Source organism: Neorhizobium sp. 2083, from assembly GCF_031455615.1.
Taxonomy (GTDB): domain Bacteria; phylum Pseudomonadota; class Alphaproteobacteria; order Rhizobiales; family Rhizobiaceae; genus Neorhizobium.
Genome location: NZ_JAVDTC010000001.1, coordinates 919,213 through 938,043 on the forward strand (window position 1 = coordinate 919,213; position 18,831 = coordinate 938,043).

Annotated in this window: 14 protein-coding genes; 1 reads left to right on the forward strand and 13 read right to left on the reverse strand. The window is 59.7% G+C overall.

Going from position 1 to position 18,831, the window contains the following annotated elements:
* Positions 1 to 20: 20 nt before the first annotated feature.
* From J2X76_RS04785 to J2X76_RS04840, 12 genes are all read right to left on the reverse strand, one after another.
* On the reverse strand, positions 21 to 1,313 hold the full coding sequence (locus J2X76_RS04785) for a flagellar hook protein FlgE (RefSeq protein WP_310213733.1): 1,293 nt from the start codon (positions 1,311 to 1,313) through the stop codon (positions 21 to 23).
* Between the two features lie 107 nt (positions 1,314 to 1,420).
* Complete coding sequence (gene rem, locus J2X76_RS04790; protein WP_113129699.1) at positions 1,421 to 2,092, reverse strand: transcriptional activator Rem; 672 nt, start codon at positions 2,090 to 2,092, stop codon at positions 1,421 to 1,423.
* Positions 2,093 to 2,372: 280 nt separating this feature from the next.
* Positions 2,373 to 2,912, reverse strand: coding sequence for a transglycosylase SLT domain-containing protein (locus tag J2X76_RS04795; RefSeq protein WP_310213736.1), 540 nt, complete (start codon positions 2,910 to 2,912; stop codon positions 2,373 to 2,375).
* A 142-nt stretch (positions 2,913 to 3,054) separates the two neighbouring features.
* On the reverse strand, positions 3,055 to 4,512 hold the full coding sequence (locus tag J2X76_RS04800) for a flagellar hook-length control protein FliK (RefSeq protein WP_310213738.1): 1,458 nt from the start codon (positions 4,510 to 4,512) through the stop codon (positions 3,055 to 3,057).
* Positions 4,509 to 5,780 (reverse strand): chemotaxis protein MotC, encoded by a 1,272-nt coding sequence (gene motC, locus J2X76_RS04805; RefSeq protein WP_113129696.1) that lies wholly within the window; start codon positions 5,778 to 5,780, stop codon positions 4,509 to 4,511. The genes J2X76_RS04800 and motC overlap by 4 nt, the downstream gene beginning before the upstream one ends.
* 2 nt (positions 5,781 to 5,782) lie before the next feature.
* A complete protein-coding gene (locus J2X76_RS04810; RefSeq protein ID WP_113129695.1) occupies positions 5,783 to 7,105 on the reverse strand; it encodes a MotB family protein in 1,323 nt (440 codons plus the stop codon).
* A complete protein-coding gene (locus J2X76_RS04815; protein ID WP_310213741.1) occupies positions 7,102 to 7,743 on the reverse strand; it encodes a hypothetical protein in 642 nt (213 codons plus the stop codon). The genes J2X76_RS04810 and J2X76_RS04815 overlap by 4 nt, the downstream gene beginning before the upstream one ends.
* A gap of 270 nt (positions 7,744 to 8,013) precedes the next feature.
* On the reverse strand, positions 8,014 to 9,303 hold the full coding sequence (locus tag J2X76_RS04820; protein WP_113129853.1) for a flagellin: 1,290 nt from the start codon (positions 9,301 to 9,303) through the stop codon (positions 8,014 to 8,016).
* 330 nt (positions 9,304 to 9,633) lie between these two features.
* The gene (locus J2X76_RS04825; protein ID WP_113129693.1) at positions 9,634 to 10,902 is read right to left on the reverse strand and encodes a flagellin; all 1,269 of its coding nucleotides are present in this window, start codon (positions 10,900 to 10,902) and stop codon (positions 9,634 to 9,636) included.
* A gap of 270 nt (positions 10,903 to 11,172) precedes the next feature.
* Positions 11,173 to 12,438: a flagellin gene (locus J2X76_RS04830; protein WP_113129692.1), complete on the reverse strand. Its 1,266-nt coding sequence runs from the start codon at positions 12,436 to 12,438 to the stop codon at positions 11,173 to 11,175.
* Positions 12,439 to 12,693: 255 nt separating this feature from the next.
* Positions 12,694 to 13,959, reverse strand: a complete 1,266-nt coding sequence (locus tag J2X76_RS04835) for a flagellin (RefSeq protein WP_310213745.1) — start codon at positions 13,957 to 13,959, stop codon at positions 12,694 to 12,696.
* 254 nt (positions 13,960 to 14,213) lie between these two features.
* The gene (locus J2X76_RS04840) at positions 14,214 to 15,479 is read right to left on the reverse strand and encodes a flagellin (protein WP_310213746.1); all 1,266 of its coding nucleotides are present in this window, start codon (positions 15,477 to 15,479) and stop codon (positions 14,214 to 14,216) included.
* A gap of 329 nt (positions 15,480 to 15,808) precedes the next feature.
* Between J2X76_RS04840 and J2X76_RS04845 the strand changes: the two genes are divergently transcribed.
* On the forward strand, positions 15,809 to 17,749 hold the full coding sequence (locus tag J2X76_RS04845; protein ID WP_310213747.1) for a glycosyl transferase: 1,941 nt from the start codon (positions 15,809 to 15,811) through the stop codon (positions 17,747 to 17,749).
* Between the two features lie 58 nt (positions 17,750 to 17,807).
* Here the strand turns inward: J2X76_RS04845 and fliP are convergent, their stop codons facing one another.
* Positions 17,808 to 18,545: a flagellar type III secretion system pore protein FliP gene (gene fliP / locus J2X76_RS04850; RefSeq protein ID WP_113131433.1), complete on the reverse strand. Its 738-nt coding sequence runs from the start codon at positions 18,543 to 18,545 to the stop codon at positions 17,808 to 17,810.
* Positions 18,546 to 18,831: the final 286 nt, after the last annotated feature.

The following is an 18,831-nucleotide window of genomic DNA, read 5'->3' on the forward strand; positions in this document are numbered from 1 at the left end:
TCTCTAGATCGTCCGTCCGATTATCTCTTCAGATTGATCAGGACGTCCATCAGATCCGAACCGGTCTGGAAGACCTTCGAATTCGCCGTGTAGACACGCTGCGATTCGATCATTTCGGTCAGTTCGCTGGCGATATCGACGTTGGAGCTTTCCAGCGCACCGGAGTAGATCTGGCCGAAGGCACCGGACTGCGGAAAGCCGATGGTGACGACGCCGGAGTCGTTGGTCGGCAGGAAGACGTTGCCGTTCTGCGGGAGCAGCTTGTCGATGCTCGGAACAGTTGCAAGCGCGACCTGATAGATGGGACGACGGCCGCCATCCTGGTAGACTGCCGTGACCACGCCGTCGCCACCGATTTCGACGTCGGTGATCGGGCTTGGCGCGTTGCCGTCGATGATGCCCTTGCCCGGAGTGAAGGCGCTTGCGAACTGCGTCATATCCGAGAGGTCGATCTTGATTGCCTGTGCCGGAGTCGCGCCGTCGTTCGGGTCGTTGAAAGTGATCGACTTCGGCGAGGCCGTCGTCAGCTTGTTGGTATTCGGGTCAAAAGTCAGCGTTACCGTCTGCTGCACGAGAACCTTTGGCGCCGTAGCAGTGTAAGGGAAACCGCCGTTGGTGGACTGATCCTGGCGATAGACCGACACTTCCCAGGTATCAGGGCTGGCGCTTGCTTTCGTGTAGTAGAAATCATAAAGCACCTTGGCACCGGCATGGTCGTACGCGGTCAACGAGCTCTTGTTGGTGACGACAGCAGTTGCAGCATTGGCACCAGGACGGTTTGCAGCCGGAACCACCGCGGCGTCCTTGTTCAGGTTGGCCGGGAAGCTACCCGTGGTGGACGGCGAAGATACCAGCCCGAAGTCGTTGATGTTGATTTCTTCGAGACCGTTGAACCCGTTAACGACCGCTGCCGGCGGGTTGGAGCCGTAGGGATAACCCATCAGGTTGAAACCGGCCGTGTTCTTGAGGAAGCCCGTCGCATCCTTCACAAAAGCGCCGGCGCGGGTCAGGTAAGGCGTGCCGTTCGGATCGCTGACGATGAAGAAGCCTTCGCCCTGGATGGCGAGGTCCGTCGAGGACGTGGTGTACTGGATGCCGCCCTGTTCCGCGATGCTGTAGCGAACGTTGGTTTCGACGCCGCCGGAAGAATAGGAGCCCTGAGTGGAGGGCAGAACCAGGGAAGAGAACGCCGTGGAAGAGCGTTTGTAACCGACGGTGCTGGAGTTGGCGATGTTGTCACCAACGGTACCGAGACGGTTTGCCTGAGCGTTCATGCCCGAGACGGCCGTTTTCATGGTGCCGAAAATACTCATAGGAAATCTCCTTTTTGTCTGATGGAGAGAGTAAGTGGCGGGCCTTGCGTGAAGCTGTCTGCTTACGTTCCCCGCCGAAAATATGCGGCAAGGCCCTTTTAAGAAAATCAGTTCCAGTCGATGCAATAACCAAGGAAACGCTTGGAATCGACCGGATCGAAGCCGAGCTTCTTGCGCAGCTTCTTGCGCAGCTTGCTGATGTGGCTTTCGACGACGTTCTCTTCGACTTCCTCGTCGAAGATGCCGTAAATGGCGTTGAAGATCTGGGTCTTGGAAACGCGACGACCGCGGTTGGAGACCAGATATTCGAGGATGCGGCGCTCGCGGCGCGGCAGTGCGAAAACTTCGCCGTCGATTTCCGGATCGCGGCCGTCGGAGAAAACCCGGATCGAGCCGATATCGGTGAAATTCGAAATCGCCTTCAGCCGGCGACGGATCGCAGCGGCACGCGCCAGGATCTCGCGAGGATGGACGGGCTTGCGCACCACGTCATCGACGCCGCTGTCGAAGAAGGCAAGGGTCGCCTCCAGGGAAGGCTGATCGCTGACTGCGATCACCGGTGCCATGGACCGGTCGCGGATGGCCCGCGGCAGTTCGAGCGCACGCTCGCCCTGACCGATCAGGAAGGCTTCGACCGCGGCAATATCCGAGTCAGCTGCCGTACCCACCCATTCGCCGAATTCTTTTGGATCGAACCCCTGGGAAGGAATTCCTTCACGTCCAAAAAGAGATGTGTATCCGTCTTTCACGAGCTCACGCTCATCAACCACTACGATCATTCGTCCGCCTCCGAATCACTTGTGGTGTTTCAATGCGTCTATGGGTACGAATCGACGGAATCTGAGACAAGCTGTGTGAAGTTAACCAAACAAATTAATAGTTGATTAAGAATTGCCCCGCGATTTGCACTAGATGTAGTGGGTGCGCCATTTTCGGACACAAATTTCCGGTGGAAAAATTAACACATCGTAAAAGAAGGCTTGCATGGCAATTTTCGCCATAAATGCAAATCGCTGCAATTTTGCGATTCTTTATTTTAACGATTCAACCTCGGATTGCTCAGCCGGTGCAGAACCGGGAAGCGTTGGAAGTCCATTCTCCATAGCCGGTCGCCACGAGATTGCTGATCACGCGGCAGACATATTGCTTCTGCGCGGGATTGTTATTCGGGCCGGCGTGGTATCGAGCTACCGCCATCGTCCACGTCTCATGCTTGTCATGGAGATTGCGGAGAAACTTCGCCGCGTATTCCACGTTGCGTTTTGGATCGAACATTTCCTCCGGCGAGGAGAAATTTTCGCCGTGGAAATAGTGATTGATCTGCATGCAGCCGATGTCGATGAGCTTCATGCCCTGCCGCTTGGCGTCATAAAAGGTCGTCATTGCCGCCTGCTGCGAGGGCGGGAAATAGGCCTTTCCTTCGACGTTCATGGCATAGGCGCTGAGGCTGCCCTTGCGGCCGGTCTCGGTCAGACCGACCGAATAGAGGATGCCTTCCGGCACGCCGTATTTCGCCGCAGCGGCCTGAATTTCCCGCTCGCAGATCCCCGAACCGACGAGCGCGCCTGTTGTCGGCGCACCCGTCGCCGGCGCTCTCACCGGCGTTCGGCGCGCCGCAGGAGCACCGCTGGAGGGTGCCATCCTCCCGGTAGGCGTCGCCCTGCCGGGAGGTGCGGCTGGCGCAGCGGCGCCTTGCTGCGTCCCCCAACCTCCCGTACTGAAGAGCGACCCGGCGTCAGCGTCAAAGGTAGAGCTGACCAGGACGAATGCCGCCAGGAGCGGTGCCCGCCACATTGTCCGATGCCGCGTCATTTACGTTCCTCATCCCCTGGTCGGCCGGCTGGTCGCCGCCATTCTGCTGCTGGCCGCGGCCGGCCGCCTGGCCCTGCCTACCGCCTTCAGCCATGGCCTGCTGGCCGGTCTGGCCCTGCTGGCTGCTGGTCCCGTCCGAATCCGCCGTGGGCGCGATGCTGATGGTCACCTGGTCGACGGCAAAGCCCTGGGCCCGCAGCGCATCCAGGATGCCGCCGCTGTCTTCCGTGAGCTGCCGATAGGCGGCCCGGGTCTCGACGGTCAGATGAACGTTGAGTTCCTCGCCGTGAAGCCGCAGCGTTGCCGTCACCGAGCCAAGATCGTGCGGGTTCATCTGCAGTTTCAGCGTATTCACGACATTGCCGGTGCTGCTTTGCGCGGCGGCATTGGAAAGCGCGGCACTCGGGCTCATCGCGCCTGCCCATTCCGGGTCCCCCGCCAGCATGGCCGTGAGGTTGGCGCCGTTCGAATTCGGAGCAAGTCCGAGGAACCGGCGCGCATCGAGCACGGTGACGTTTTCCGCGACGCTGTTCGACGACGATCTGAATTCCGCCGTGCGCTCGCCCCGACCGCCACCGACCGCCATGTCCACATGCTGGTCGGAGCGTGCATTGCTGAAACGGAAGAGGCGCGAGCCCGGAGCACTCGTCTCGGTATCCGCCGGCGCCGAAAGCGGGTCGCCTTCGACCTCACCCCGTACGCCGGCGTGCTTGGAATCCTTGGCCGCCAAGGCATCGACCTCGTGCCCGTTGCCATCCTGGCCCTTGGTCCGCTTGCCAGCCTGTTGCCCGGCGGCATTGCTCGATACCATGGCGCTGATCTCGCCCACGCTGGTTTCGCCGCTCAAAAGCGACAGCATGTCGGTGATCTTGGCATCGTCGGCGACCAGCATGGAGACATCGAGATCTTCGACGCCCTCCGTCTGGCCCGCGGCATCCTTCTTGGAGGCGCCTGTCCGCTTGCCGGACACCTCGTCGGATTTCCGCGCGACGGCTTTCGCCGCCTCAAGGGCCTCGCGAAGCTTCTTTTCGGCAGGCGTCAGCCGCTTCTCGTCGAGCTCCTTCGCATCTGCCTTCGAGGTCCCGGCGGATTTCTCCGCCTCCTCGGCCGGACGGCGAAGGGATTCCGGCTTGATATCGATGATCGGCTTTGGCTTGCCGTGTTTCACGTCGCCGGCCATACGCTCTTGCGCAGAAGACGCATGCGCGTCCTCTTCCGCTACGCCGTCCGCGTGCTGCGAAGGCATGTCGCGATCGAAGCCGGACAAGGCATCGGAGAAGCCGCCAGCCGAACCGTCGGCGCCCTTGCGACCGGCAACGCCCTGCTTCGCAGACGAAGCCGCGTCGGCTGCGCCAGTCTTACCACCACCAAGAATGTCAGTAATCATTTGGAAGCGTTCTCCTCCTTCAGCATTTCGTCGATAGCATTCAATTTCGAACGACCGCTATCGACGAATGTCTGGAAGGCCGGATCGAATTTGGCAGCGGTGCCGGCCAGCGGACGTTCCGTGGCGGGGGCAGGCCCAGCGATCTCATTTCTGGGCAACGCGACTGGAGATTTCGCGTCTTCTGTATTGTTCACTTTGATAGCTTTATCTTGTGCGAGGCTGTCGACCGTCGGCCGGCTAACGACTTGCTCCGCCACCACTTTTGCGGCCTGCCGCAAGGCACGGTCACGCGGCGAAAGGGTTTCCTCGGGAACCTCGGCTATCGCCTGCATGGCAGCCCCGATGTCCTTTGTCGGAATATTGGCAAAGCCACCGTAAAGCTTCGCCAAGGCCTCCGGAGTGGGGCTTCCGGCGGGCGTTTCGGCCTTTGCCGAAGCGAGCCGCGCGAGATCGTTCTTGCCGGCGATCGCTGCCGAACGGGCGACCCGCAGGAAAATCTCCCGCCGCCGGTCGGCGTCCATGAATTCCAGCGCACCGTCGATGTCATCCTCGGTGATCTCGCCGAAGTGGCCGACGACCAGCTGCACGAAGAAATCCGCGAACTGGCTGGCATAGGGCGAATGGATGAAACGCCGCGCATATTTCCGCGAATACGAGAGCCCCTGCTCCACCATATTGGCATCGACTGCGATCGCGACCGAGCGGCGCAAGGCGGCTTCCTCGATGATCGTGCCCGGCGCCGTCAGCCGCGCCCAGTCGTAGAACACCAGAGCACCCTTCGGATCCTTGCCGACCATCACGTTACCGCTGACGAGCGAAAGGTAGGGACCGATTTTCTCGTCCCGATACTCCTTGGCCATTTCACTCAGGCTTTTTTCGATCAGGGTGCCCCGGCCGCCGAGATATTTCCTCAGCGCATCGGCGACACGATTGTCGAAATTGCCCGCGACGTCGCGCGAGGCGAGATATTCGAGCGTGGCAGGGTTGCCGCCGCTCATGGCGTAGATCAGAGCGGCATCGACATTGCGCGGGTCCTCGAAGATCGACGGGTCGGCGGTCCGCAGGCGCTGGTCGATCGTGCCCAGCATGAAGCGCTGCATCTCGGCGGCCGAATGATCGCCGAGCACGACGGAGTCCTGGACGAATTGCAGCGATCTGAGCATCGCATAGGGCGCAAGGTCCGCACGATCCTGAGCCGATGCCGCAGGCGCGAACGCGACCCCGAAAACGAGGCCCGCCGCAACCAAGGACTTTATGCCCACAGCCATCACTATCCCTCGTCCGCCTCGAGCAGGATTTCGATACGGCGGTTGGCCGCGGCGAGCGGGTCGGCAGGAACCTGCAGACGCCTGTCGGCGAAGCCGGATACCTGCTTGATGCGATCCTCCGCCAGTCCGCCATGCACCAGCATGTAATAGGCGCTATGGGCGCGCGACATGGAAAGACGCCAGTTGTCGTTCTCGGTACCCTTGAACTGACGGCCGTCCGTATGTCCGCGCAGGACGATGCTGCCCTTGCGGCCCTTGAGGATCTGACCGATCTTCTCCATCGCCAGGACCATTTCGCGGCGCGGCACGGCGGAGCCGATATTGAACATCGGATCATCGGTCTGATCGGAGATCGATACCAACAGGCCGCCTTCCGCGGGCGTGACGACGAGACCTTCCGCAAGCTTGCCGGCAACACCGGAAATCTGCTGCTGGATCTCCTTCTTCAGCTCGTCGGCAGCCTTCAGCTCCGCCTGCTCTTCCGCTTTCGCGCCATCCTCCGGTTTCTGTCCGTTGAGGTTGGCGGGCTTGGCAGCCTGGGCGCCCGACGGCGTCTGCGGCTTGTCGAGCTGGGTCGGATCGGGGCGCGGGATCGGAATGGCGACAGCCATCTGGGTCTGTTGCAGCTGGTTCTTCGCTTCCGTGGATTGCGGCACCTGCTGATATTGCGGCGCCTGCCCCATCTGAGCCAGCGGATCGTCGCTCGCCGTGGTCTTGACGGCCTTTTCGGGGCCCTCGGCGCGGGTCATCTGCATCTGCTTGGTCCAGAAATCCGGATCGAAGGGATCGCGATAGGCCTGACCGCCGTCGGCACCGGTCGCGGGTCCCGAATCACTGGCTCCGCCCTCGCCCTTGGCGCTGACATTCGCCTGCTGGCCCACTTGCTGGGCGATCTCGGCAAGAACGGAATAGGGGTTTTCGAAGAAATCCGCTTCGGAGTAATTGGGCTCGTCGCCCGATGTCGAGGTCATGTCCTCGCCGGTCGCGGCTGCGGAACCCTGAACGTCGCCATCCGCCTTGACCTTCGACTTCTCGCCGTTCTCCTGGCCCTCGGCCGCATCGACCGGCTTTTCCAGGCCCTTGGAGGCAGGGGTTTCGTCGGAAAGCTTGATGGGATTGAAATAGCTCGCCATCGAGGCCTTCGTCTCCTCGTTGGCGGCGTTGACAAGCCACATGACGAGGAAGAACGCCATCATCGCGGTCATGAAGTCGGCATAGGCGATCTTCCAGGCGCCACCATGGGCGCCATCGTCGTGTCCGCCCCCGTGCCGCTTGACGATGACGACCTCGTTCTTGCCGTGGTGATGGTTTTCGCCTTCGCTCATCCCAATACCTTCTTCAGACTCGCCAGCCATGCCGACATGCGGGTCACAAGGGCGGTCTCGCCGATGTCGACTGCAATATCGAGGTCAGGCGCTTCGATATGGCGCAGGAGTGCGGTGGGCTCTCCAAGCGCAGTTTTCAGTTTTTCGAACAGGTGCACGGGACCGCGGACCGTCAATGTTCCAACGTCGCCCTCGAGCATGGCACTGCGGATGATATCCGCCATGTCGGATATCGCTTTGGCGACCAGCGCTTCATCGATGAGAGGCGACAGGATCCTTGCCGTCTGGTCGCTGACCGCCTGCGCCGTCAGTCCGGCGATATCCTGAAGCCCGGTCGCGATCGTCGCAGCCGCTTCGCTTTCATACTTTTCGCGCAGCGCCGCCAGCTCTTCCGCGTGTGCGGCAAGAAGCGCCTGCCGCTCTTCCTCAAAACGCTGCTGAAGCTCTTCGGAGGCCGCATCGTGGCCCTTCGCATAGGCTTCGGCGCGCTCGGCCTCGATATCGACAGGCTCCTCGACTATCGCCGGAAGCGCCAGGTCGGCGTCGAGGCCATCGCCGAAACCATCGTCCAGCATGGGTAGCGGTAGGGTCTGCGGCTCGCTGAAATCCTTCAGGTAGCGGGCGAGCGAAGCACTCATCGAGCGTCTCCCTGCCCAGCCGTCGCCTTTCGTGCGGAGCTCGTCATGAGCCTCCCGAAAGTGCAAATCGTCACCGCTGCAATCATCGTATCATCCCGACAAGGTTGCCATTCGTTTGTCTTCGGCGAACACAGGACACTTCGCCTCACTTTAGCGGAACGGTAGGAAGTTAAACTTGCGCGAGGATGAAGATACCGCACCGCCTCGAACCTCGCGGACGGGCTCGAATGAGTGTCATGCGGCGACGGGGCCGACCGGCGCCGCCTATTTCTAGCCCTGCCGGAACAACTGCAGGATGTTTTCCGCATTGGTGTTGGCGATCTGAAGCGACTGGATGCCGAGCTGCTGCTGGGTCTGCAGCGCCTTCAGACGCGTCGATTCCTCGTTCATGTCCGCATCGACCAGTCGGCCGACACCCTTGTCGATCACGTCGGTCAGCGAGGCAACGAAGCTTTCCTGCAGGTCGATGCGCTTCTGGATCGAACCCAGGCTCGAAGCGGCGCTCGTCATTGCCAGAAGCTGCTTGTCGAGGAAACGCTCCATCATATCAAGCACGGCGTCGTTGTTCGGCGCCGATCCCGGAACCATCGTGTTCATCTTGACGGCGAGATCGTCCAGCTTGTTGATGTCGAGATTGGTGACGGATATGCCGAGTTTTCGATTGTTGAGATTGTTCGCGGCTGTCACGACAAAGTAATATTTCGTCGTCCCGTCGTCATGTGCCGGGGTCGTCACCGCAGGCGCTGTCGCCGGATCGGTGGTCGTCACGCGCGCCCACTTGCCCTCCGCGACCTTGAGATAGGAATTACCGCCCACGGTGTAAATGCTCGTATCAGTTGTGTTTGTATCCGCACCCAGGGCCGTCAGCTGGCTTTCCGTGAGGAACGAGACGGCATAGGACGCATTGGTCGCGCCCATCGTGCCGTTGCTGGTCGTCATGTCGACGGCGACTTCGCTTTCGGCGACGAACTTGACCGACGAATCCAGGATGCCGAGATTGCCGCCGTTGAGGTCGAAAAGGACGGTCTTCGAATCGAGCGTGTAATCGACGGTCTTGACCGCGACCTCGCCGGATGCCGTGCGGGTGAACGACGCGACGACCTGTTTGACGACCGGTTTTTCCTGGGCGTTGGTGCCGCCGTCGCTGATATAATCCTGAAGCCAGTTTTCGCCGGAGAAGGTCGCCGAATCCGAGATGCTCTTCAATTGCTCCTGGAGCTGGGCGATTTCTTCCTGGATCTTGCCCCGATTAGAGCCGACGCCATAGGCCGCAACGATCTTGGACTTGATTTCGACGACCGTGTCGATGGCGCTTTCCATCGCCGTATAGGCGGTGTCGACCTTGGCGGCGCCGAGGCCAAGCGCATCCTGGATCGTCGAAAGGGCGTGATTGTCGGACCGCATCGTCGTTGCGATCGACCAATAGGCGGCATTGTCGGCGGCAGTCTGCACGCGCATGCCCGAGGAAACCCGCGCCTGGGTCACTTCCATGCTGCGATCGATCGAACGCAATGTTTGCAGGGCAGCCATAGCGGCGGGGTTGGTCAGGATACTGGTCATCGGCCGTGCCTCGGTCAAATGGTCTGGAAATCCGGAGTCTTCCACCGGAAACGACGAGAGGCATCATGCGTACCGCCACGAGAGCATCACAGATGCGGGCGGTCTGTCGTTCTTAACAAATCGTTAATTCGACAGTTATCAAAGCCGGTCGAGGATTGGCAAGACGTTAATGAAGTCTTAACGGCGTTATCCGACAAGCGTGCAGGTTTCGCGCAAGCCACGCCCCAAACGCGAAAAACCGCGCCCCTTTCGGGACGCGGTCTTCTTTCCGGAATATTTGCTATCACGTCAGCAGAGCGGGACGAAACCGCTCCTAGCCTAGAGCGCCGCCTACTGACGGAAGAGCGACAGAATATTCTCGGAACTGGTGTTGGCGATCGAGAGGGACTGGATCGCAAGCTGCTGCTGGGTCTGCAGGGCCTTGAGTCTGGTCGATTCCTCGCTCATGTCGGCATCCACCAGTCGGCCGATGCCGCTGTCGATGGAGTCCGTGAGCTTGGAGACGAAATCCTCCTGCATGTCGATACGCTTGGAGATCGACCCGAGCTTCGCCGTCGCGCTGATGAGCTTTTCGAGCTGACCGTCGACGAATGAGTTGAGGGCCGCCATGAGGTCCTGATCGGTGGCTTTCGTCCCCATGCCGAGGTAGCTGGTACCGTTCGAATTGCGGTAGTCGTCAAGCTTGGTGATGTTCAGTTCGGAGATGGAGATGTTGGAGGCGTACTTGATGCCGGCCGTAGCGGTTGCGCCAGCCGAGAAGTCGTAGCCCTTGGTCGTGTAGATCGCGTCGATGTAGGCGCCACCGATCTTGATGAGGTAGGTACCGCTGGTGCCTGCGGTGTAGATACCGTTGGTGTCGCCCTTCATGTAGACGCCGCCGCCGACATCCTTCCACAGTGCGTCCGTTGCATAGACGGCAGCCGTGTTGATCTTGCCGAAGTATTCCTTGTGGTTGGTCGTGCCGTCGTCATAGTCGATCGCGCGGAAACCATTGTAGGAATTGCCGTCGAGCAGACCGCCGTGGCCGCCTGAAAGGTCGAACAGAACGTTGCTTTCGTTGAGGATTACATCCACCGACTTGACTGCGACATTGCCGTCCGGATCGCGGATGAACGAGCTCACGACCTGCTTGACGACCGGGTTGGCCGCATAGACCAGGCCCGTGGTGGCGTTGGTGGCGCCGCCGACTTCGGCCTGCAGCCAGTTTTCACCCGAGAACGAAGCCGAGGAGGTGATGCTCTTCAGCTGATCCTGAAGCTGGGAAATTTCCGCCTGGATCTTCGCCTTGTCGACACCTGCCTCGGAGGCGGTGACGAGCTTGTTCTTGATTTCCTTAACGACGTCGACAACGCTTTCCATTGCGGAATAGGCGGTATCGACCTTTGCGGCGCCGAGGCCGAGAGCGTCCTGGACTGCGGAAAGAGCGCCGTTGTCGGAACGCATGGTGGTCGCGATCGACCAGTAGGCGGCGTTGTCGGAAGCGGTACCGACGCGCAGGCCGGAGGAAACGCGGCTCTGCGTGGTCTGCATCTGGGTGTCGATGCTGCGGAGAGTCTGGAGCGCAGACATAGCTGCGATATTGGTAAGAATGCTGGTCATTTTGGTTGCCCCTTGATTGGCTAGATGGAAGGGACATTTCCGGGATCACACCGGTGAACGTTGGCTTGGCCTGATGCCTGTTAACCTTTTCTTCGTCTTGGTTAACCCATCGTTTCGATGAGCTCATTTAGGGTCGAAATGGTTAACAAAGGTTAAACGGCATTTACGAAAGTTAACAAAAACTACCGACCACGGAAAAAACCTCCAGGCACGAAAAAAAGCCGCGCCCGGTGAGGGCGCGGCTTCTTGAGGTGATATCTGCCCGTCTTATTAACGGAAGAGGGTCAGGATGTTCTGCGAGTCCGAGTTTGCAATCGAGAGCGACTGGATCGCCAGCTGCTGCTGGGTTTGCAGTGCCTTGAGCTTCGTCGATTCCTCGTTCATGTCCGCATCCACCAGGCGGCCGACGCCCTTGTCGATCGAGTCGGTGAGCTTCGAGACGAAGTCAGTCTGCAATTCGAGACGCTTCGATACGGCGCCGAGCTTGGCAGCCCCGCTCGCCATCGCTTCCAACTGGCCATCGACGAAGGATGTCAGTGCCGCCATGAGGTCTTCGTCACTGGCTCTGGTACCCAGACCCAGATAGCTGACGCCGCTGGAGTCGCGGTAGTCCTTGAGCTTGGTGATGTCGAGGTCGGAAACCGAGATGTCCGTCCCGTATTTGATGCCGCCGGTTGCCGTCGCACCAGCCGAGAAGTCGTAGCCCTTGGTGGTGTAGATCGCGTCGATGTAAGCGCCGCCGACCTTGATCATGTAGGTACCGTTGGAGCCCGAAGAATAGACGCCGTTGGTGTCGCCGCGCATGAACACGCCGCCGCCAATGTCCTTCCAGACAGAGTTGGTCGCATAATACGAGGACGTGTTGATCTTACCGAAGTATTCCTTGTGGTTGGTCGTGCCGTCGTCGTAGTTGATGGCGCGGAAACCGTTGAGGGCGTTCTGGTCAAGAAGACCGCCGCGGCCACCGCTCAGGTCGAACAGGACGTTCTGTTCGTCGAGGACCACGTTGATGGTCTTGACCGAGACGTTGCCGTCGGCGTCACGGACGAACGAACCGACGAGCTGCTTGGTGATTTCGCTGGAGCCATAGATGACGCCGGTGGTGGCGCTCTGCGAACCGCCGATTTCGGCCTGCAGCCAGTTTTCGCCGGAGAACGAGGCAGAAGAGGCGATGCTCTTCAGCTGGCTCTGCAGCTGGGTGATTTCTTCCTGAACCTTGGACTTATCGACGCCCGGTTCGGACGCTGCGACCAGCTTGTTCTTGATTTCCTTGACGACGTCGATGGCCGATTCCATGGCGGAATAGGCGGTATCGACCTTGGCGGCGCCGAGGCCGAGGGCGTCCTGGACTGCGGAGAGTGCGCCGTTGTCGGAACGCATGGTGGTCGCGATCGACCAGTAAGCGGCGTTGTCGGAGGCAGTGCCGACGCGCAGACCGGAGGAAACACGGCTCTGCGTGGATTCCATGTCGGTCGCGAGACCGCGCAGGGTCTGGAGAGCAGACATAGCTGCAATGTTGGTCAGAATACTTGTCATTTTAGGTGCCCCTTGAGTGGCTGATTACGAAAAGGGACATTCCGGATTTCACCGGGAACGGCGGACAGCATCATGCTTGTTAACCATTTAATTTTCTTGGTTAACTCACCGTTTCGATGCTCCTAGGTAAACCCAATATGGTTAATGAAGATTGAAACAGATTAGGAAAATGAAAAAAGCCGCGTCCGAATTCGGACGCGGCCCTTTTTCGGGTCCGTGGCGCGGTCAGCCTCCGCGCCATTTTCCCTATTTCGATTAACGGAACAGCGACAGGATGTTCTGCGAGTCGGAGTTGGCGATCGAGAGCGACTGGATGGCCAGCTGCTGCTGGGTCTGCAGTGCCTTGAGCTTCGTCGACTCTTCGTTCATGTCGGCATCCACGAGACGACCGACACCCTTGTCGAAGGAATCCGTCAGCTTGGAGACGAAGTCGGTCTGCATATCGAGACGCTTCGAAACCGCGCCGAGCTTGGCAGCCGCGCTGTTCATCGCTTCGAGCTGGCCATCGACGAACGAGGTCAGTGCAGCCATGAGGTCTTCATCGCTGGCTCTGGTACCGAGGCCGAGGTAGCTGACGCCGCTGGAGTCGCGGTAGTCTTCGAGGCGGGTGATGTCGAGGTCGGAAACCGAGATGTCGGTGCCGTACTTGATACCGGCAGTCGCCGTTGCACCAGCCGAGAAGTCATAACCCTTGGTGGTGTAGACTGCGTCGATGTAAGCGCCGCCGACCTTGATCATGTAGGTGCCGTTGGAGCCCGAAGAGTAGACGCCGTTGGTGTCGCCCTTCATGAATACGCCGCCGCCGATGTCCTTCCAGAGAGCGTTGGTGGCGTAGTAGGCAGACGTGTTGATCTTGCCGAAGTATTCCTTGTGGTTCGTCGTGCCGTCGTCGAAGTTGATGGCGCGGAAACCGTTAAGGGCGTTCTGGTCGAGAAGACCGCCGTGACCGCCGGAAAGGTCGAACAGAACGTTCTGTTCGTCGAGGACGACGTTGATGGTCTTGACCGAGACGTTACCGTCAGCATCGCGGATGAACGAACCAACCAGCTGCTTGGTGATCTCGCTGGAGCCATAGATGATGCCGGTGGTGGCGCTCTGCGAACCGCCGATTTCAGCCTGCAGCCAGTTTTCGCCGGAGAACGAAGCGGAGGAAGCGATGCTCTTCAGCTGGCTCTGCAGCTGGGTGATTTCTTCCTGGACCTTGGACTTGTCGACGCCCGGTTCAGAAGCTGCAACCAGCTTGTTCTTGATTTCGGTGACGACGTCGATGGCCGATTCCATGGCGGAATAGGCGGTGTCGACCTTGGCGGCGCCAAGACCAAGAGCGTCCTGAACGGTCGAGAGAGCGCCCTTGTCGGAACGCATGGTGGTCGCGATCGACCAGTAAGCGGCGTTGTCGGAAGCAGTGCCGACGCGCAGACCGGAGGAAACGCGGCTCTGCGTCGATTCCATCTCGTTGCCGATACCGCGCAGGGTCTGGAGCGCAGCCATAGCTGCGACGTTGGTAAGAATGCTAGTCATATTGATTGCCCCTTGAATGGCTCATTGTAGGAAGGGACATTCCGGATTACACCGGGAAACGCGGACAGCATCATGCTTGTTAACCATTTAATTTTCTTGGTTAACTCACCGTTTCGATGCTTCTAGATAACCGCAATATGATTAAGGAAGATTGAAGCGAAACAGAAAATGAAAAAGGCCGCGTCCGAATTCGGACGCGGCCTTTTTCTGAGGTCAATGGCGCGGTCAGCCCCCGCGCCATTTCCCTGGTTCGATTAGCGGAACAGCGACAGGATGTTCTGCGAGTCGGAGTTGGCGATCGAGAGCGACTGGATGGCCAGCTGCTGCTGGGTCTGCAGTGCCTTGAGCTTGGTCGACTCCTCGTTCATGTCCGCATCCACCAGTCGGCCGACGCCCTTGTCGATCGAGTCGGTGAGCTTCGAGACGAAGTCCGACTGCATGTCGATGCGCTTCGAGACCGCGCCGAGCTTGGCAGCCGCGCTGCCCATCGCTTCGAGCTGGCCATCGACGAACGATGTCAGTGCAGCCATGAGGTCTTCATCGCTGGCTTTGGTCCCGAGACCGAGGTAGCTGACGCCGCTGGAGTCGCGGTAGTCTTCCAGCTTGGTGATGTCGAGGTCGGAAACCGAGATGTCAGCGCCGTACTTGATGCCGGACGTTGCGGTCGCACCAGCCGAGAAGTCGTAGCCCTTGGTGGTGTAGACTGCGTCGATGTAAGCGCCGCCGACCTTGATCATGTAGGTGCCGTTGGAGCCCGAAGAATAGACGCCGTTGGTGTCGCCCTTCATGAACACGCCGCCGCCGATGTCCTTCCAGACAGCGTTGGTGGCGTAGATCGCCGAAGTGTTGATCTTGCCGAAATATTCCTTGTGGTTGGTCGTGCCGTCGTCGAAGTTGATGGCGCGGAAACCGTTAAGGGCGTTCTGGTCGAGAAGACCGCCGCGGCCGCCGGAAAGGTCGAACAGGACGTTGGTTTCGTCGAGAGTTACGTTGACAGACTTGACCGAAACGTTGCCGTCGCTGTCGCGAACGAACGAACCGACGAGCTGCTTGGTGATCTCGGTGTTGGCATAGATGATGCCGGTGGTGGCGCTCTGCGAACCGCCGATTTCGGCCTGCAGCCAGTTTTCGCCGGAGAACGAAGCGGAAGAAGCGATGCTCTTCAGCTGGCTCTGCAGCTGGGTGATTTCTTCCTGGACCTTGGACTTGTCGACGCCCGGCTCGGAAGCTGCAACCAGCTTGTTCTTGATTTCGGTGACGACGTCGATGGCCGATTCCATGGCGGAATAGGCAGTGTCGACCTTGGCGGCGCCAAGACCGAGAGCGTCCTGGACGGTCGAGAGCGAACCCTTGTCAGAACGCATGGTGGTCGCGATCGACCAGTAAGCGGCGTTGTCGGAAGCGGTGCCGACGCGCAGACCGGAAGAAACGCGGCTCTGCGTGGATTCCATGTCGTTGCCGATGCTGCGCAGCGTCTGAAGCGCGGCCATCGCCGACACGTTGGTGAGAATGCTAGCCATAGTTGATTGTCCCTTTGAACTAAATACTTGGAGGGGGGACATACCGGACTGTATATTTTACCGGCACTTCGGTCCGGCATCATGCCAACTCGGTCTCTTCGATCTGAAGCAGTACCAAACCCGTCGTGTGAGGCAAATCTCGCAGCAAATCCTTGCTAAGTTCTTTAAAGAGCACGAGGACCTGAAAACCGTTCGGGCGGCATAATTAACGGACGGTATACGAAGCGCCCGCTCCGCCGAGGTCGGCTTCATGCAAGCTTGGCTTGCCACGATGCGCGGTGAAGCCGATTTGCCGGGACGCCGGCACAACTTTACTGGAGCGGGAAGCCTTGAAACCCCTGAAGATACAACGGCAATATGTCGCAGCCCAAAACCACTTCGACAAAAAAGAATATCACGATGTATTGGGCATCCTGAACAAGCTGCTGGACGTTCACAAGGATCCGAGGCACTACGCACTCCTGGGCGCAACGCTGCTGAAGCTCAAGATGAAGACCGAGGCCGCCCAGGCTTTCCAAATCGCCGGCGAGATGGAATCCCCGCACAAGCTCAAGTACACGCGTGAAGCCATGCGGCTTCATTTCTCCAATAACGACGACATCAACGTCCTGCGCCTCGGTGCGCGCAACCTCAAAGAGGCGATTGCCGATCCGGATATGGCAGTCCTCATGTCCGGCGCCCTGATGCGCCAGGAACTGGACGGTGCCGAAGCCTTCCGCAATACGCTCGCAAAAAGCGACGAGCCGACACACCGGCAGCTTGCCGCCCGCTCGATCCGGCTGCAGGACCGCAGCGACGAAGAGAACAAGTGCATCCTCGAGATCTTTGAGAAAGACCCCGAGGACCGGATCGTGCGCAATTTCTATCTCTCGGCCATGAGAGATGCGCTCGATTACGATGTCATCCGGAAATACGAACCGATCCAGCGGGAAGAAATCGCCAGGGGTGAATTCGAAGCCGTTGCTGACGAAGTCTCGCTCTTTAACCTGCGCTGGTGCGACGACGAAAAGACGAACGCCATCGCAGGCTCCAGAATGGGCGAGCGGAAACCCAAGAACGCCGCCTCGAAAAGGCATAACATGCCGCATCGCTGGGGCCATAAACTGCGCATAGGCTACCTTTCCGCCGACCTTTGGACGGAACACGCCGTCATGAAGGCGCTTCGCGGCATCCTAGAATCGCACGACAAGAGCCGTTTCGACATCACCCTCTTCTGCAACGCTCCGGCCGAGCGCCTGCGCAACGACAACAACGCCATCCGCGAGGAATGGGGCCGGGTCGTCCGTATCCGCGGGATGACCGATGACGAGGCGGCCGAAGCCATCAAGGCCGAGAATATCGACATCCTCGTCGATCTGCAGGGACACACCGCGGAAAACCGGGTCTTCGTGATGAACCGGCAGACCGCGCCGGTGCATGCGACGTGGCTCGGCTATCCGGGCACGGTGGTCAATGTCGACATCGACTACCTGATCGCCGACAGCACGGTGGTGCCGGAAAGCTCCTTCCCGAACTATTACGAGAAGGTTGTCTGGATGCCCGAGACGTTCTTCCCGAACGAAGCCGTGCACCGCCCGATGCCGCAGCCCATCGATCGGGCGCTCTGCAACATGCCCGAGGACGCCTTCATCTTCTCGTGCTTCCACAGCCACTGGAAATTCACGCCCGCAACGATCGACCTTTGGGTACGCGTTCTGAAGGAAACACCGGAAAGCTTGCTCTTCCTGATCTGCCGCGAACGGTTCGGCGCACGAAAGAACCTGATCAAGGCTTTCGCGGAAGCAGGGATTCCCGAAAGCCGGCTCATGTTCGGCGATCGCGTCAACAATTATGCGGCCTATATCAACCGCATCGGCCTGACGGATCTCGGCCTTGATACCTACCCGTATAACGGTCACACGACGACCTCCGAGAAGCTGTGGGCCGGACTTCCGATGCTGACCTACAAGGGCAAGAATTTCGCATCCCGGGTGAGTGAAAGCCTGCTGAATTCTCTCGGCTTGCCGGAGCTGGTCTCCGACGACCCGGACGATTTCGTTCGCCGCGCGGTGCACTACTACAACAACCGCGAGGAGCTCAAAGAGGTCCGCAAGCGGCTGGAGGCGAACCGCTTTACGCATCCCCTGTTCGATGCCGAGCGTTATACCCGGCATCTGGAGACTGCCTACACGATGATGGCGGACCGGGCGAAAGCCAAGGCCAAGCCCGATCATTTCAGCGTCCCGGCCCTCCCCCCGCGGGAAGGCCCCTTCAGCACACGCACGAACTGATAGCCAACAAAAAACGGCGGGGAATTCCCCGCCGTTTTTCATTGTGACAGCTCTGCGTTCAGTTGAAGGACCGGACCAGACTGCCCACCAGCAGGTTCCAGCCGTCGATCAGGACAAAGAAAAGGATTTTGAAGGGCAGCGAAATCGAGGTCGGCGGCAGCATCATCATGCCCATCGCCATGGTGATTGCCGCGACGATCATGTCGATGACGAGAAACGGCAGAATGATCAGGAAGCCGATTTCGAAGCCGCGCCTGATTTCCGAAAGCATGAAGGCCGGAATCAGGACGCGGTAGTCGATCGCCTGCGGCGTACCGACCGACTGGCGTCGCTCCCGGGCGATTTCGACGAAGAGCTGCAGATCCTTGTCGCGTGTATTGGCCGACATGAAGACACGGAAGGGTTCAGCGATCCGCTGAACGGCCTGAGCCTCGGTGATCTGGTTTTGCAGAAGCGGCTGGACGCCTTCGTTCCAGGCCCGGTCGAAGGTCGGCGACATGACGTAGAAGGTCATGAACAGCGCCATCGAGACCAAGATCATGTTCGAGGGCGCGGTCGACAGACCCATGCCTGATCGCAGGATCGAAAAGGCGATCACGAACCGCGGGAAGCTCGTGACCATGATCAAGATGCCGGGGGCGACGGACAGGACGGTCAGCAGCCCGAAAGTCCGGATGATCCACGCGGCTGCGGAACCATCGACCGGCAGATTGAGGAGATCCGCGGGCGATTGCTGGGCGAGTGCGAGCCCGGGTACAGCCATCAGAGCGATGAGCAGGTAGATCAGCCGAATCATGCGATCACGAAGGTCCTTTGCGTCACCTTCGATAGTCATCCCAGCCGTTGCAGGTCAACAGCCGCGGGCCGCCTGCGGGAGTTCGTACACAGAAAGGCGCGTCCGCCTGGCCAATCGCAACACCCTGGCCGCCGGCGCGACCTCCATTCAGCTTGGCGCAAGTCTGGTTGAATAGCCTCAAAACAGGAATAGCTCATGGACGTGCAGAGCCTGGAAAGCCACGCGCTGGTTCTAACGTCGATCGGAAGCGCCTCGGAACATCTGCCGCTCGGCATCCCTTGCTTGC